The organism is Kitasatospora sp. NPDC052868 (assembly GCF_044547105.1).
Taxonomy (GTDB): Bacteria; Actinomycetota; Actinomycetes; order Streptomycetales; family Streptomycetaceae; genus Kitasatospora.
In genome coordinates, this window is record NZ_JBITZW010000014.1 from 24,771 (window position 1) to 39,573 (window position 14,803).

At 72.7% G+C, this 14,803-nt stretch carries 12 protein-coding genes; 7 read left to right on the forward strand and 5 right to left on the reverse strand.

Annotated features, from left to right (window positions below; all coding sequences use genetic code 11):
- The first annotated feature begins 95 nt into the window (after window positions 1–95).
- The 7 genes from ACIGZJ_RS23460 (at window position 96) to ACIGZJ_RS23490 (ending at window position 8,480) form a co-directional block, all read left to right on the forward strand.
- Window positions 96–1,307, forward strand: coding sequence for a sensor histidine kinase (locus tag ACIGZJ_RS23460; RefSeq protein ID WP_396459051.1), 1,212 nt, complete (start codon window positions 96–98; stop codon window positions 1,305–1,307).
- Window positions 1,304–1,978 carry a response regulator gene (locus tag ACIGZJ_RS23465; protein ID WP_396459052.1) on the forward strand — a complete coding sequence of 225 codons (675 nt, stop codon included), beginning with the start codon at window positions 1,304–1,306 and terminating at the stop codon, window positions 1,976–1,978. The genes ACIGZJ_RS23460 and ACIGZJ_RS23465 overlap by 4 nt, the downstream gene beginning before the upstream one ends.
- A 463-nt stretch (window positions 1,979–2,441) precedes the next feature.
- Entirely contained in the window at window positions 2,442–2,621 is a 180-nt protein-coding gene (locus tag ACIGZJ_RS23470) for a hypothetical protein (protein ID WP_380277867.1), read from the forward strand.
- Window positions 2,622–2,724: 103 nt separating this feature from the next.
- Entirely contained in the window at window positions 2,725–3,948 is a 1,224-nt protein-coding gene (locus tag ACIGZJ_RS23475) for a cupin domain-containing protein (RefSeq protein ID WP_396459053.1), read from the forward strand.
- Window positions 3,949–4,039: 91 nt separating this feature from the next.
- Window positions 4,040–5,770: an ABC transporter ATP-binding protein gene (locus ACIGZJ_RS23480; protein ID WP_396459172.1), complete on the forward strand. Its 1,731-nt coding sequence runs from the start codon at window positions 4,040–4,042 to the stop codon at window positions 5,768–5,770.
- A 65-nt stretch (window positions 5,771–5,835) separates the two neighbouring features.
- A complete protein-coding gene (locus ACIGZJ_RS23485; protein ID WP_396459054.1) occupies window positions 5,836–7,110 on the forward strand; it encodes a M16 family metallopeptidase in 1,275 nt (424 codons plus the stop codon).
- Window positions 7,107–8,480, forward strand: coding sequence for a M16 family metallopeptidase (locus ACIGZJ_RS23490; protein WP_396459055.1), 1,374 nt, complete (start codon window positions 7,107–7,109; stop codon window positions 8,478–8,480). The genes ACIGZJ_RS23485 and ACIGZJ_RS23490 overlap by 4 nt, the downstream gene beginning before the upstream one ends.
- A gap of 27 nt (window positions 8,481–8,507) precedes the next feature.
- On the opposite strand, the gene ACIGZJ_RS23495 is transcribed toward ACIGZJ_RS23490, so the two are convergent.
- The 5 genes from ACIGZJ_RS23495 to ACIGZJ_RS23515 all read right to left on the reverse strand — a co-directional run bounded on the left by ACIGZJ_RS23495 (window position 8,508) and on the right by ACIGZJ_RS23515 (window position 14,663).
- Window positions 8,508–9,329, reverse strand: a complete 822-nt coding sequence (locus ACIGZJ_RS23495) for an integrase (protein WP_396459056.1) — start codon at window positions 9,327–9,329, stop codon at window positions 8,508–8,510.
- Between the two features lie 313 nt (window positions 9,330–9,642).
- The gene (locus ACIGZJ_RS23500; protein WP_396459057.1) at window positions 9,643–10,335 is read right to left on the reverse strand and encodes a TIGR03086 family metal-binding protein; all 693 of its coding nucleotides are present in this window, start codon (window positions 10,333–10,335) and stop codon (window positions 9,643–9,645) included.
- Window positions 10,332–11,198, reverse strand: coding sequence for an alpha/beta hydrolase (locus ACIGZJ_RS23505; protein ID WP_396459058.1), 867 nt, complete (start codon window positions 11,196–11,198; stop codon window positions 10,332–10,334). Before ACIGZJ_RS23505 ends, ACIGZJ_RS23500 begins: the two co-directional genes overlap by 4 nt.
- 130 nt (window positions 11,199–11,328) lie before the next feature.
- Window positions 11,329–12,006 carry a TetR/AcrR family transcriptional regulator gene (locus ACIGZJ_RS23510; protein WP_396459059.1) on the reverse strand — a complete coding sequence of 226 codons (678 nt, stop codon included), beginning with the start codon at window positions 12,004–12,006 and terminating at the stop codon, window positions 11,329–11,331.
- Between the two features lie 125 nt (window positions 12,007–12,131).
- Window positions 12,132–14,663, reverse strand: coding sequence for an ABC transporter permease (locus ACIGZJ_RS23515; RefSeq protein WP_396459060.1), 2,532 nt, complete (start codon window positions 14,661–14,663; stop codon window positions 12,132–12,134).
- Between the last annotated feature and the right edge of the window lie 140 nt (window positions 14,664–14,803).

A 14,803-nucleotide genomic window follows, 5' to 3' on the forward strand; every position in this document is an offset into this window, starting at 1 on the left:
CGACGTTCCGGTGCCCAGTCTGGACAACCGGCCCCGGCCCGCGCATCTGTCTGGAGACAGATGCGCGGGCCGGGCCCTCCGTCTACGATCGCGCCGTGGATCAGCCGCTGCACCCCCCGCTCACCAGACGCCTGAGGCGCTCCCACCTCGTGGGGGCGGACTGCGTGCTGGCAGTGCTGCTGGCAGTGCCGTTCCTGCCCGTCGCCGCGCGCGACGGCCGACCGGTCGACGCGGTGCTCCTGGCGCTCGCGGTCGTCGGCACGGCGGCGCGGCGCCTGCTGCCGCTGACGGCACTGGCGTTGACCGCGGTCGCCACCTCGGTGGGTGTGTCCGACCGTGCGGCGAGCTTCTCGATCCTGGCGATGGTGCTGGCCGGGTACGTCGTGGCGGTGGAGCTTCCGACCCGGGTGTCGGCCCGAGCGCTGGCCGCCACAGTGGCTCTGCTGGGCCTGGTCGGGGTTTTCGGCCACCCCCGGCAGATCCACTATCAGCTCGGGCCCGGTTACCTGGTGGAGGCTGTCGTCGCGGCCGGCACCGTCTGGGCTCTGGGCTGGTCGGTGGGGCGCGGCCGGGCGTACAGCGAGGGACTGCGGCGGCAGGCGGAGTACCGGGCCGAGGCCGAGGCCGACCTGGCCCGCCGTGCCCTGGTCGAGGAACGGCTTCGGATCGCCCGGGAGTTGCACGATGTCGTCGCGCACAGCATGAGCGTGATCGCGGTGCAGGCCGGCGTCGGCCACCATGTGTACGCGACCCGGCCCGAGGAGGCCGCGAAGGCGCTGGCCGTCATCGAGACCACCAGCAGGGCGGCGCTGGGCGAGATGCGCCTGCTGCTCGGGGTGCTCCGTGACGGCAACCCCGCCGAACTGCTGCCCGGCGGGCTCGCCGATCTGCCCGAGCTGCTCGCGCAGATCGAGCGGACCGGGGTGCGAGTACGGCTCTCAGTGACCGGGACGGTGCGCAGACTGCCCCCGGGCGTCGACCGAGCCGCATACCGAATCCTCCAGGAGGCGCTGACCAATGTGGTCCGGCACGCCCGGACGGACCGGGCCGAGGCCGCGATCGGGTATCGGGAGGACGAAGTCACGCTCACCGTCACCGACGCCGGGTCGGGCTCGCCCGGGGAACCGCCGGCGCCGGGCAACGGCCTGATCGGCATTGCCGAGCGGGCCGTGCTGTACGGCGGCGAGGCGGTCAGCGGGCCGCTGCAACCGCACGGCTTCCGGGTGGCCGTCACACTCGGGACCGGCGCCGCCCGGAGCGGCGCGCCCGCCAACGAGGCCGCGGGCGTGCCGGAGGCGGCCCGATGACGATCCGGGTGGTACTCGCGGACGACGAGGTGCTGGTGCGCGACGCCTTCCGTGCGCTGATCGACGGCGAACCCGGTCTAAGGGTGGTCGGTGAGGCCGGATCCGGCGACCACGCCGTCCGACTGGTCCGCGAACTCCGACCCGACGTCGTCCTGATGGACATTCGGATGCCGGTGCTGGACGGGATCTCGGCCACCCGGCAGATCCTCGCCCAGGACGACCCCGGGCTGGTCCGGGTGATGCTGCTGACCACGTTCGACCTGGACGAGTACGCCTTCGACGGGCTGCGGGCCGGCGCGGCCGGCTTCCTGCTCAAGGACACCCCGCCCCGCGAACTCCTATCCGCTGTCCGGGTGCTGGCCTCGGGCGAGGCGCTGCTGTCGCCCCGGGTCACCCGTCGGCTGATCGAGGAGTACCTGACCGGCCCACCCGCCCCCGGCAGCGGGGAGGAACGCCTGGAGAGCGTGACCGTACGCGAGCGCGAGGTTCTGCACCTGATCGCCCAGGGGCAGTCCAATCTGGAGATCGCCGAGCTGCTGAACCTCACCACGGGCACGGTGAAGACCCATGTCAGCCGGCTGCTGATGAAATTGGACGCGCGCGACCGCACCCAACTGGTGATCGCCGCCTACGAGACCGGCCTGGCCGGCGCGCACCGGCGACTCGACTGACACTCCCTCGGGCCGGAATCAGCACCCGGCCCTGAAATCATCTATTCATCGACCACGAAGCGGATCGGCCACCCGACAAACAACGGGTGGCCGATCCGCTTTCTCATGCCCGCGAAACCCGGCTCCACCCCCAAACATCCGATTGCCCGAAATTGCCGCAATAGTCGATCCGGAAAGGGTGCAAAAAAAGCGGAATAAAAGGGTCCGATGTGATTAATATCACTCCAAAATGCCCCCATAATAAACCAAACCAGCCGCGTGAGCGGCGATTTGCCCGGCCTGCGCGGAATGGCCGCCAGAGAATCACCCTTGACCGCCGACAGCGCCCCCTGATTACTATTGGATCGTGTCCGAATTCGCCGGAGGAGAAATGCGCGAATTCACCGGACCGCCCGTCCCTGTAAATTTTCGGGGACCTGAAGGAAATTCCACGCCCCATCCGCGGAACGAGAGAGGATTCATCATGTCCACGTCCCTCAACCCCGAGGACATCACGGTCGTACAGTCGGCCGGCCCGGTGTCGTCGGCGCACGACAACAGCAAGGGCTGGTACGACGACAGCGACTCCAACAACAGTGGCGGAGCAGACTTCTGGGCCAAGGCCACCGGTGGCTACTGGGGTCCGATCGACGACCACGACTGATCGGCCCGTTCCGGTGCCCCGCCCATTCGGGCGGGGCACCCGCGGTCCTCAAGGGCACGGTCACAGCGCCGCACTTCCTCCGCACGCACTAAGGACTCACCGCATGACATCTCCTCACAACGGGACCGATCACGGCCGCGGCCCGGACGACTACTTCGGGCTCGCCCGGCTCCTCCACCCGTTGAACGTCGCGACCTTCCGGGAGGAGAACTACGAGAAGAAGCCGCTGCTCATCCGGCACGACGACCCGTCGTACTTCGCGGAGCTGCTGACCCTCTCGGACGTGGACCGGGCCCTGCACACCTCGGGCAACGACCTCAGCGATTTCCGGGTCGTGGTCGACGGCAAGGAGACTCCGGTAGCCGAACTCGGCGCCGGCAGTACGCTGACGGCGGTCGAACGTATCTACGACCGGTACCGCGCCGGCTCGTCGCTGGTGCTCAACGGCATCCAGGACCGGTTCCCGGCGCTGAACCAGCTGATGCGCGCGCTCGGTGCGGAGATCTCCGCGCGGATCAACATCAACACCTACCTGACGCCGGCCGGCGCCCGCGGCTTCAAGCCGCACTACGACATGCACGATGTCTTCATCGTGCAGGTCCACGGCACCAAGCGCTGGCAGCTCTTCGGGGCGCCGCTGCCGCTGCCGCTGCGCAGTCAGCCGTATGACCGCTCTGCACCCGAACCCACCCAGCCGGTCTCCGAGTTCGAGCTACACGCCGGTGACGTGCTCTACCTTCCGCGTGGCACCGTGCACGCCGGTACCTCCACCGACGAAGCCTCCCTGCACCTGACCATCGGCATCCACCCCATCCTGTGGAGCAACGTCGTCGCCGAGGCCCTACAGTCCCTGTTCGAACGGGACGTCGCCTACCGCGAGGCACTGCCCTTCGGCTTCCTCGGCAACCCCGATCTCGAGCGGCACGTCGAGGAGCGGATCGCGGAGCTCTTCGCCGAACTGCCGCGGAAGGTCTCCGCCGAGGATGAGCTGCGCCGCACCGTCAAGGCCGGCGTCGCGCTCAACCCTCCTTCCCTGGAAGGTCATCTGGATGACCTTGAGCTCCTGGACCGGATCGAAAAGGACACCGAGGTACGCCGCCGGATCTCCTTGCAGTGGAGCCTCGAAACCGGCGCAGAAGCCGTACAGCTCCACTTCCACGGCAAGACGGTGCGGCTGCCCGCGCACGTCGTCGACGAGGTCCGGTTCACGGCCGAGCGGCACAGCGGCGTATTCACCGCTGCCACCATCCCCGGCGAACTGGACGAGCCCGGGCGCCTGGTCCTCGTCCGGACGCTGGTCAAAGAGGGCTTCCTGACCGTCTGCTGAGCGGCCGCCCCGGGGTGCTCCGGGCAGCCACGCCACCGACCAGGGACGGGAGAGGGCACGAGTGAAGAGACAACCGGCGCGACCGGCCGCGATGCGCCCGCGCATCATTCGGCTGTTCGCCCCGCACCGCGGGCGACTCGCCGTGATCATCCTGTTGGTGATGCTCTCCGCCGCGGTCGCCACCGTGCCCCCGCTGCTGATCCGGCTGATCCTCGACGATGCGCTCCCGCACGGTCGCACCGGACTGCTCACGCTGCTCGCCGTGGTGATGATCGCGCTGACCGCGGCGAGCACCGCCCTCGGGGTGTGCCAGGCACACCAGTCGATGATCGTTGGTCAGCGGATCATGAGCGGTCTGCGAACCGAGGTCTACGCGCACCTCCAGCGGATGTCGCTCGGTTTCTTCACCCGCACCCACACGGGCGAGGTCCAGTCCCGAATCTCCAACGACATCGGCGGCATGGACACCGTGGTGACGAGCGCGGTCACCACGGTGCTCGGCAGCGGGGCGACGGTCCTGGCCGCCCTGAGTGCGATGGCGCTCCTGGACTGGCGGCTCGCGCTGGTCTCACTCGCGCTGCTCCCCGTGTTCGTGTGGGTGAACAACCGGGTGGGCCGCGAACGGCGCGAGATCGTCCGCGAGCGATACGAGAAGGTCGCCGCGCTGACCACCCTGATCGAGGAGTCACTGTCGGTCTCGGGCTTCCTGCTGGGCCGTCAACTGGGCCGGTCCCGAGCAGTGACCGAGGAGTTCGCCCGGCAGTCGACAGCGCTGGGCGAGGTCAGCGTCCGTACCACGATGGCGGGGCGCTGGCGCCAGGCATGTCTCCAGGTGGTGGTCGCCGCCATGCCGGTGCTGCTCTACTGGGCGGCCGGCCTGCGCGGATCGCCGGTCACCATCGGAACGCTGGTCGCTTTTGCCGCACTCCAACAGTCGCTGTTGGGTCCCGCTGTCCAGCTCACCCAGGTCAGCGCGCTGGTCCAGAGCTCGCTCTCGCTGTTCGAGCGGACCTTCGAGTACCTGGACCTGCCGGTGGACGTCCCGGAACCGTCCTCCCCCACACCGCTTACGGCCGCGCGGGGCCACGTCCGCTTCGAGCGGGTGCACTTCGGTCACGGCGACGAACCGGTGCTGCGGGACATCAGCCTCGATGTCCAGCCCGGTACCCGGCTCGCCGTGGTCGGGCCGACCGGAGCCGGAAAGACCTCCCTGGGTTATCTTCTGCTGCGGCTCTACGACGTCACCGCCGGCCGGATCACCATCGACGGCGTCGACGTACGCGACCTCGACTTCGAGACGCTCGCCCGGACCGTCGGGTTGGTCTCTCAGGACTCCCACCTGCTGCACGCGACCGTGGCCGAGAACCTTCGACTCGGCAAGCCGGAGGCCACCGACGAAGAGCTCGTCACAGCCGCCCGGATGGCGCACATCCACGATCTCGTCGCGAGCCTGCCCGACGGGTACGCGACGGTGGTCGGCGAGCGGGGCTACCGCTTCTCCGGGGGTGAGAAGCAGAGACTTGCCATCGCCAGAACGATCCTGCGCGACCCACCGGTTCTCCTGTTGGACGAGGCCACCAGCGCTCTGGACACCCGGACCGAGCGGGCCGTGCAGGAGGCTCTGGCACAGCTGGCCAGGAACCGGACGACGATTACGATTGCACACCGCCTTTCTACGGTCCGGGACGCCGACCAGATCATCGTGCTCAACGGCGGCCGGATCGCAGAACGCGGCCGCCACGCCGAACTCGCCGAGTCGGGCGGGGAGTACAGCTCGATGCTGGCGGGGACGGCACCGGCCCGGGCTGAGGAGTGGCGATGAAGGGGGCGGGGAACACGGCACCGACAGCGAGGGCCGCAGGGGAGCAACCCGGATTCCCCTGGCCGGTGGCCGAGCACCGACTTGCCAACGGCCTGCGGGTGGTGGTCTCCCCCGACCATCTGGTCCCCGTCGCCGCCGTGAACCTCTGGTACCGAGTCGGCTCCCACCACGACCCGGCCGAACTGCCCGGGCTCGCCCACCTCTTCGAACACCTCATGTTCGAGGGGTCGGAGCAGGTCGGCCGCGGGGAGCACACCGCGATGCTCCAAGCGATCGGCGCGGACGGCGTCAACGCGAGCACCACCATGGACCGCACCGAATACCACCAGACCGTACCGGTCGGCGCCCTCGACCTCGCCCTGTGGCTGGAAGCGGACCGGATGGCCGGGCTCCGATGGTCCGAGGGCGTACTCCGCAACCAGTTGGCCGTCGTCCGCAGGGAGCATCAGCAGCAGCACCTGGGCATGCCGTACGGACGCTGGCAGGAGTACGCGCTGGCCTCGGTGTATCCCGACGGCCATCCGTACGGTCATCCGCCGATCGGCTCAATCGAACGCCTGGCCGAGGTCGACTCGGGCGCGCTGGCGGCGTTCCACAAGCGCCACTACGCGCCGGACAACGCGGTGCTCACCGTCGTCGGAGCGGTCCACCCCGACGAGGTCTTCGCCAAGGCGGAGCGGTACTTCGGGTGTGTCCCGGCCGGTCACGCAAGGCTTCCGGATCGGACCGCGACGCCACCGGAGCCGCTGCCCGGCCCTGTGCTGCGTCTGGAGGCCGAGGAGCGGGCAGACACGGACCGGGTCTACCTCGTGCACCGGGTACCGCCGGCGCCGAGCGCCGACCACGACGCCCTGACCGTGCTCGCCGCCCTCCTGGGCCGAGGCCGCGGAGCGCGCCTCCACCGGCGGCTGGTGGTCGAGCGACCACTCGCCCGGGCCGAGAAACGGGCCGCCTTCGCCTGGGGGCTGACCCACGGCTCGTCGCTCTTCACCCTCGGCCTGACAGCCCAACGCGGCACCAGCGGCGACCAGCTGATCACCGCCGTGGAATTGGTGCTCGACGAGATCGCAACCGGCCGGATCGACCTGGCCGAGCTGGAGCGGGCCCGGGCCGCCCTGCACGCGGGGTGGCTGCGCTCGCTGACGGCCTTCGGTTCCCGGGCCGACGAACTGGCCCGGCACGCGGCTCTGTACGAACGGGCCACCGGCATCGGCGACCAGCCGGCCCGGATGGCCGCGGTCACCGTGGCCGACCTGGCGCGCGTCGCCCGGACACACCTCGGCCGGGAGAACCGCTTCGCCCTGGTCTTCACCGGCGTCACCGAGGAGAAGAGCGCATGAGTCCGGTTCTCGTTCCCGGCCCACCACCCGTCCTGGTCCGCGCCCCCTACCGGTTCCCCCCGGTGACCCGGTTGGACGCCGTGCTGGCCGCCGATCTGCCCGGGTGCCCCACGGCCTTCACCGCGGTCCAGTTCGACGCGGGCATCCGAAGCGAACCGCCCTCCCGGGCCGGCCTCAGCCATCTGCTCGCCGCAGTCCTACGGGAGGGAACCGGAGCACTCCCCGCCGAGGAGTTCGCACCCGTCCTGGAGGAACTCGGCACCACGTGGACCACGACCATCGGCGACGACAGCCTGATCATGTCCGCCACCGCTCCGGTCGACACCGTCCTCCAGGTGCTGGAACTCGTCGCGCGGGCCACCCGGGCCCCCTCCTACGAGGACGGGCGGGTCGCCCGCCTGCGCGACGCTCAGTCGGCCCAGGTAGAGGCGAACTGGGTCAGGCCCGGCACCGCGGCCGCCGAGGCGCTGGGCCGTGTCCTCTACCGGACGGGTCGTCCGACGATTCTGCCGCACGGAACCACACGCACACTCCGCGGCCTCTCCGGGCAAGTGTTGCGCGATCACCACGGCGCACTGCTGGCTTCCGGGCCGCGCGTGGTCCTGGTCGGAGACCTTCGCCGCATCGCCCTCGGCCGGGCGGCGGAGGCGGCGGCGCAGCTGGTCCCCCGGCAACCGGTGCACCCTGCCGGAAGATCGGTCGGGGCCTTCCCGTACACCCCTCCCGAACCGCGGATACCGGACGGACGCGACATCGTCGTAGTCGACCGCCCCGGGACGGAGCAGGCAGTGATCAGGATGGCCCATCACCTCCCGCTGGTGGCTCGATCCCAGCACAGCGCCCTGGCGATCGCCGTCCACGTCCTGGGCGGCACCGCCCGTTCCCGACTGACCCGCGACCTGCGGGACGACCACGGTCTCGTCTACGCGGTGCACGCGACCCTGCAGTTCACCCACGACACCGGTGTGTTCGGCGTGGCCACGCAGACCACGCCCAGGCACTCGGGCGCCGTCGTCGCGCGGGTCCTCGCCCGAATCGCCGAACTACGCGAAAGCGGAGTGAACGAAGGGGAGTTGAGGAACAGCATCGACCTGATCATCGGCCGACTGCCGATCGACTTCCACACCCCCGGTGCGGTCGGCCTCGCGCTCTGCGCCCTGGCCTCCACCGGTGCCACGGACGAGTTCCACACGCAGCGCTACACCGAGCTCGCCGACCTCGTCCCCGGCGATGTCGGGGACGCCGCACGAGAGTTCCTCAGTACCGAGCGGCTGGCGGTGGTGATCGAGGGCGATGCCTCGTTGGTCGTCCCCTCGATCGAAGCCGCCGGCCTGGGCTCAGTCCGCATCGACACCCTCGGGCACGCATAGACCGTTCCCTGATCGATGCCTTGGCCCCTACAACAGGGCGTAGAGGGCCGAGGCGTCGTCGTGGGCCTTTCCGCGCGGCCAGCGTTCGCAGGAGGCATCCGACCGCTCCACGGCGCGGACCTGGGCGATCAGCTCGCCCGGGCCGCACTCGCCGAGCAGTTGCAGGGCGTCCGCCCAACTGCCCAGGCCGAAGCGCTCGGTGTAGCGCGAGGCGCCGTCGGACAGCGCGGCCACCGCGTGCAGCCGGTCCAGCGGGACGAAGCCCGTCTCGGCGTGGCCGGCGGCCTTCGGGCTGGCGGCGGCGATCCACGGGCCGTGCGCGGTGTTGCGGGCGGCCCGCACGGCCAGCGCGTACCGCAGGTGCAGCGCGGCCCGCTCGGTCGAGCCGGGGACGGTCGACCAGACCTGTCGGCGCAGCTCCTCCCCGCCGGGGAAGCGCTGGTTGTCCCCGATCACCTTCGGCGGGCCGTCCTTGTACTGCAGGACGAGCAGCGAGTCGCCGAGCACCAGGTACTCCAGCGAGGAGCCGTGCCGCCGGGCCGCGACCACCATGGCGGCGGGCGTGTTGGGGTGGGCCAGGTCGCAGCGCCCGCCGTGCAGCGCGGCGGTCTCAGCGATCGCGTCGGCCAGGCACTCGGCGATCGAGCGGTCGGCCCGGTCGGTGAGCCGGGACAGCAGGTGCACCCCCAGTCTGCGGACGTACCAGGAGGTGCCGTGGCGGCACCCGGACTCCATGCCGCTCGGTGAGCTCGAACCGTCGAGCAGTACGAGCGCCTCCGGTGAGGCCGCCGCGAAGTCCTCGCTCTCGCGGTCCGGCCGCCGTGCTTCCCCTGCGAGCTGTACCTGCATCCCGACAGTGTGGCCCCACCCGCGGCCGGCGCCCAGACCCCTGCACCCGGCGCGCCCCGCCCGGGCCGAGGCTGTCCGGTGGCAGTGGGAGTAATCCGGCCATACCGTCGGATACCAAGTGGACAATTCGGCCAATCAGGGCCCATCAGGTTTGGCGGCTCCTTCGGGGGGCCGGGTGGCCCGGGACTGACGAGGAGCGGGAGATGTTCTGGGAGTTCATCGTGCTAGTGGTCGCCTCGATCGGCTTCCCGATCGCCGCACTGCTGTACCTGATCGGCGGACCGCGCTTTCCCGACGAGCAGCGCGACCGGCCTCAGAGCTGAGGCCGACCGGCGCGACCGGCGAGCGGGCCGGGCGGCTCAGGCGGGACCCAGGCCGGGTCGCGGCCGAGCAGGGCGAGCGCGCGGTCGAACGGCCCGGCGCCCCCGCCCGGTTCGCGGCGCTCCCGGAAGGCCCGCCCCGGCGCCCGGTCCTGCGGCCCGGCCGGGACCAGTTCGGCGACCGACAGCAGGACGGCCGCCAGCCGCCGGTCGCCGTCCACCGCCGCGGCGAGACCGGACGGCGCCCCGAGGGCGGCGGCGACGTCCCAGCCGTGCACCAGGGTGTCGAGCAGATGGAAGCCGACCGCCTGGCGCAGCGGGAAGGCGCCGTCGGCCCGGATCTCCGGCAGCCACAGCTCCCGCCCGGCCGCCGAGGCCTCGGCGAAGGCCGCGGTCAGCTCCTCCGCCGAGCGCCGGAACGCCCCGGCCGGATCCCCGTCGAGCGGGGCGTCGTGCCAGAGCGCGAGGTCGGGCCCGGCGCCACGCGCGGCGGCGGCGAAGCCGTGGTGCTGGCCGACCACGTGCTCCAGCAGCCGGCGCAGCGTCCAGCCCGCGCAGGGCGTCGCGAGCTCCGGCAGCTCCGGGCGGACGGTGTCGACCACCCCGGCGGCCAGCTCCAGCGAGCGGGCGTGCAGGTCGAGTAGGTCGGGCAGTTCGGGCAGTTCGGGCAGTTCGGGCAGGCTCACAGGGCCGAGACCTCCTGACCGGCCGCCAGGAATCCGATGGCGTTGTCGACGACGGCGGGCTCGGTGAGGATCCGGCGGTGGCCGAGGCCCTGGGTGACGAGCAGCTCCAGCTGCTCCCCGTAGGCGGCCTTGAGCCGGCGGGCGTGGTCGATGCCGACCTTGCGGTCGCCCTCGTCGTGCGCCACCAGGATCGGCAGGGCGATCTCCTCGGGGCTGCGGGCGGCGTCGAAGTACGCGGTGACGTCCTCGACGCCGGGGAACATCCCGTGCTCGGCCCGGTGCCTGAGCTCCCGCTCGATCACGGTGTTCAGGCCCAGCTCGGCGCAGAACGCTGCGGGCAGGTAGGAGAACTCGCTGACCCCCGCCACGGCGACCAGCCGCCGGGCCCGCAGCCCGCCGCGCAGCGCGAGGAAGGCGGCGTTGACGCCGAGCGAGTGCGCGATGACGGCCTCGAACACGCCGTACCGCTCCTGGAGCCGGGTGGCGATCGCGCGGTACTCCAGCACCGTGGTGGCGCGGCCGCCCGAGTCGCCGTGTCCGGGGGCGTCGAAGGCGACCGGGCTGAGGCCGAGCGCCCGCAGCCGGGGGACGTAGCCGGCGAACCGGGAGGCGCGGGACTGCCAGCCGTGCAGCATCAGGACGGGCCGGGCGCCGTCGCCCCAGCGGTAGACGGCCACCCGCTTGCCGTGGACGGTGAGCTGCTCGGTGACGGCCTGGTCGTGGACCTCGCGTTCGCGGCCGCGCACCCGGCCGCGCCGGACGGGGTGCCGGTACAGCTGGAACGCGGCCCGGCCGGCCAGGCCGGGGGCCGGCCGGGAGAGGGTGTTGAGGGTGGTGCGGATCAGTGCGACGGCCGGGTCCATCGGGGTCTCCCTGTCGGTGCTGACGGGCGTGCCTGGGTGCGGTGCCGAACTCGCGGAGATATTAGCACGACCGTTCGTGCAGTTTTATGGGCGCGACGACCCCGCGTCGGCGGCCGGCGGGCCGGGCGGCTCAGGCCAGCTCGGGCGCCCGCGGATCGGCCGCCTCCGCCCGCAGCAGGCGCAGCGCGATCCGGCCCGCCCGGTCGTACGGGCTCTGCTCGTCGAACAGCAGGGCCTGCCCGTTGGCCGCCTCCAGCACCGCGATCAGGGTGAACGCGAGGTCCTCCAGATCCGCGTCGGCCCGCAGCCCGCCCGTCGCCCGGGCCTGCGCCAGCGTGTCGAGCACCACGGTGTGCCACTCCCGCGCGCAGGCGGCCAGCGCGTCGCGCAGCGGGCCAGGGCGGGCGTCGAACTCGGCGCTCACCTCGAAGAAGAAGCAGCCGCCGGGGAAGACCCGGGCCCGCGAGTACGCCAGCCAGCCCTCGCAGAGCCGCCGGGCCCGGCCCAGTCCCGGGGCGGTGTCCTCCAGGGGGGTGACCACCGCGTCCGAGAAGATCCGCCGGGCCGCCCGGACGGTGGCCAGCTGCAGCTCCTCCTTGGAGCCGAACCCGGCGAAGACCCCGCTCTTGCTCAGCCCGAGGTCGGTGGCCAGCCGGCCGATCGACAGTGCGTCCAGCCCCTCGACCGAGGCGATCTCGACCGCGCGGCGCAGCACCGCCCGGCGGGTCTCCTCACCGCGCAGGACCCGGCCGTCGGCCCGGCCGTCGGCGCGTGCGCCCGCGCGCCCGTCCGTGCCAGAACCGGTCACAGTCCACCTCAGCTGTCCGTCGGGACGGGAAACCCGTCGTAGCGGGAGCGGCGCAGGGCGGCCCACCGTCGTGGGCCGCCCGTCGCGCCTGCATCCCGCCAGGGTATAGCCGCCGTACCGTCCGCCTACTTGGCCGGCACTCCCAGGGCCGGCGCCCGCAGGGCCAGCCGGGCCGGCAGCGCCGTCGCGGCCAGGGCCAGCGCCGCGGCCAGCGCCAGCACCCCGGCGTAACCGGTCCAGCCCCAGGCCACCTCGGCCGAGCCGGTCATCCCCAGGCTGAAGGCGGTGAGCACCGCGAACGCGATCGCCGAGCCGAGGGCGACCCCGGTGGCCACCACCGCGACCGACTCCAGCCGCAGCATCCCGAGGATCTGGCGCCGGGTGGCGCCGGTCAGCCGGAGCAGGGCGAACTCCCGCCGCCGGTCGGCGGTGGCCATCGCCAGGGTGTTCACCACCGAGATCGCGGTGAAGCCGAGCACCAGGCCCATCCCCAGGTAGTTGGCCTCGGCGCCGTTCTGCCGCGCCTCGGCCGCGATCCCGCCGGCCTGCGCCCGGTCGAGCACCCGCACCCCGGGGAAGCCCGCCACCGCCGCGGTCAGCCGCTCCCGGGTGACCTGGCCGTCGGCGGCCACCAGGACGGCCGCGGCGAGCGGGTTGTCGACGTGCCGGACGAGCAGCGCGTGCGAGAGCGTCAGATCCCCGAAGCCGAGGCCGCGGGCGTACACGGCCCGGACGGTCAGGGTGGCCGGGGTGCCGTCGCCGAGCACCAGCCGGACGGTGGAGCCGGGGTGCACCCCGAGGGCGCCGGCCGCCGTCCCGCTGACCGCGAGGTCGCCGTCGCCGAAGCCGGCCAGCGTGCCCGCCGTCACCTTCGGGTCCCAGCCCGCCGTCAGGCCCTCGGTGGTGACGCCCTGCACCGTGTACTTCTCCAGGTCGATCCGGACGGAGCTGCGCAGCACCTCGGTCACCGCGGCGACCCCGGGCAGCGCCCGGACGGCCTGCGCCGCCTGGCCCGGGACGCCCGGTGCGCTCGCGGCCAGGGTCCACGGCGCCCGGACGCCGTCCTCGGCCTGCCGGGCGGCCGCCCCGCCGAGGGTGGACTGGGTGAAGAGCACCGTGCAGACCATCGCGGTCAGCAGGGCCAGCGGCGCGGCGGCGGCGCCGAGCCGGCGGGACTCGGCCCGCAGGTTGGCGGCGGCCAGGTGGCCGCTGACGGGGAAGACCCGCAGCAGCCCGCCGAAGGCGGCGCAGGACACCCGGGCCAGCACCGGGCCGAGCAGCGAGACCGCGATCGCCAGCACCACCACGGCGGCGAAGGTGACCGGGGTGGCGGCCTTCTCGGTGTCCAGGGCGGCCAGGACGGCGACCAGCACGATGCCGCCGGCCAGGGTCAGGCCACCGGCCAGGGTCCGCACCCAGCCGGCCCCGGGGATCTCCACAGCGGCCTCGGACAGCGCCTGGCCCGGGCGGATCCGGGAGGCGCGGCGGGCCGAGATCCGGGCGGCGGCCCAGCCGGCCAGCAGGGTGGCGAGCACCGCGGCGAACACCGGGAAGACGCTCAGCGTGTGGTGCAGGGTGTCCGGCACGGCACCGAGGTCGACGAATCCCTCGTACAGCCATCCGCCGGCCGGCAGCCCGGCGAGCGAGCCCAGCGCCCCGGCCACCAGGCCCAGCAGCAGCGCCTCGCCGCCGATCATCTTCCGCACCTGCTTGGGCGACGCCGCCACCGCACGCAGCAGGGCGATCTCCCGGGCCCGCTGCTGGATCATCAGGGCGAAGGTCCCGCTGACCACCAGGACGGCCACCAGCAGCGCGGTGCCGCCGATCGCGGCGCCCATGCTGACCAGCTTCACCCGGGCGCCGGCGGCCTCCGGGAACTCCGCCTGTCCGCGGTCGGCGCCCCGGTGGACGACCGCACCGGCGCCGGCCAGCGCCGGGGCGAGGTCCCGGGCGAGCTTCGCCTGGTCGGTACCGGGCGCCGGCAGGACGGCGATCGCGGTGACCTGTCCGGGCCGGCCGGCCAGCCGCTCGGCCTCGGCCTGCTGGAAGAACAGCGCGCTCTGCTCGGTGAGTTCGACGCCCCGGGCGGCGGCGATGCCGGAGATCCGGTAGGCGACGGGCGTCTGCGTGGAGCGGACGGTCAGGCGGTCGCCGACGTGCAGCCGGGCCCGGGCGGCCAGGCCCGCGTCGACCACCAACTCGTCGGCGGCGCCCGGCTCCCGGCCCTCGGCCAGGGTGAACGGGGTCAGCCCGGCGGAGGCCCAGGCGTGCCCGTACCCGGGGAGCCGGTCGGCGGCCACCGGCTGGGCGGGGAAGGTGAGTTCGGGGACGGCGGCGCGCACACCAGGTACCGCCGCGATCCGGTCGGCCAGTGCGGCGGGCAGCCAGGCCCGCTCGGCGAGCGGCTTGGCCTTCTCCTTGGTCTTGGTCTTCCCGTTGCCCTTGTTCTTGACGGTCGTCTGGTGCACCTGCTGGTCGGCGGCCACCACGAACGGGGCGCCGGTGTACCGCTCGGTGCGGATCTCACCGCGCAGGCCGGTCTCCAGCAAGGTCCCGCAGGCGGTGACGGTCAGGGCGGCGAAGAACAGTGCGCAGAACGCCCCCGCGAAGCTCGACCGGCGGGCGCGCAGGCTCTGGAGCGCGTAGGAGAGCAGCATCAGGCCCACCCTCCCGGGCGGCTCGGGCGGACGATCGCGCGGCGGCAACTGCGCTGCGGGCTGGGGTGGCTGGGCGGCTTCGGCATGTCCCCACCCTCCCGCGCGGGAGGGGGTGGACACAGTGCGGCGGCCCGGTCGAC

Coding starts and splice junctions, on each gene's coding strand:
- ACIGZJ_RS23465 (WP_396459052.1), top strand. CDS start 1,304: ATGACGATCCGGGTGGTACTCGCGGACGACGAGGTGCTGGTGCGCGAC.
- ACIGZJ_RS23470 (WP_380277867.1), top strand. CDS start 2,442: ATGTCCACGTCCCTCAACCCCGAGGACATCACGGTCGTACAGTCGGCC.
- ACIGZJ_RS23475 (WP_396459053.1), top strand. CDS start 2,725: ATGACATCTCCTCACAACGGGACCGATCACGGCCGCGGCCCGGACGAC.
- ACIGZJ_RS23480 (WP_396459172.1), top strand. CDS start 4,040: ATGCGCCCGCGCATCATTCGGCTGTTCGCCCCGCACCGCGGGCGACTC.
- ACIGZJ_RS23490 (WP_396459055.1), top strand. CDS start 7,107: ATGAGTCCGGTTCTCGTTCCCGGCCCACCACCCGTCCTGGTCCGCGCC.
- ACIGZJ_RS23495 (WP_396459056.1), bottom strand. CDS start 9,329: ATGCAGGTACAGCTCGCAGGGGAAGCACGGCGGCCGGACCGCGAGAGC.
- ACIGZJ_RS23505 (WP_396459058.1), bottom strand. CDS start 11,198: ATGGACCCGGCCGTCGCACTGATCCGCACCACCCTCAACACCCTCTCC.
- ACIGZJ_RS23515 (WP_396459060.1), bottom strand. CDS start 14,663: ATGCTGCTCTCCTACGCGCTCCAGAGCCTGCGCGCCCGCCGGTCGAGC.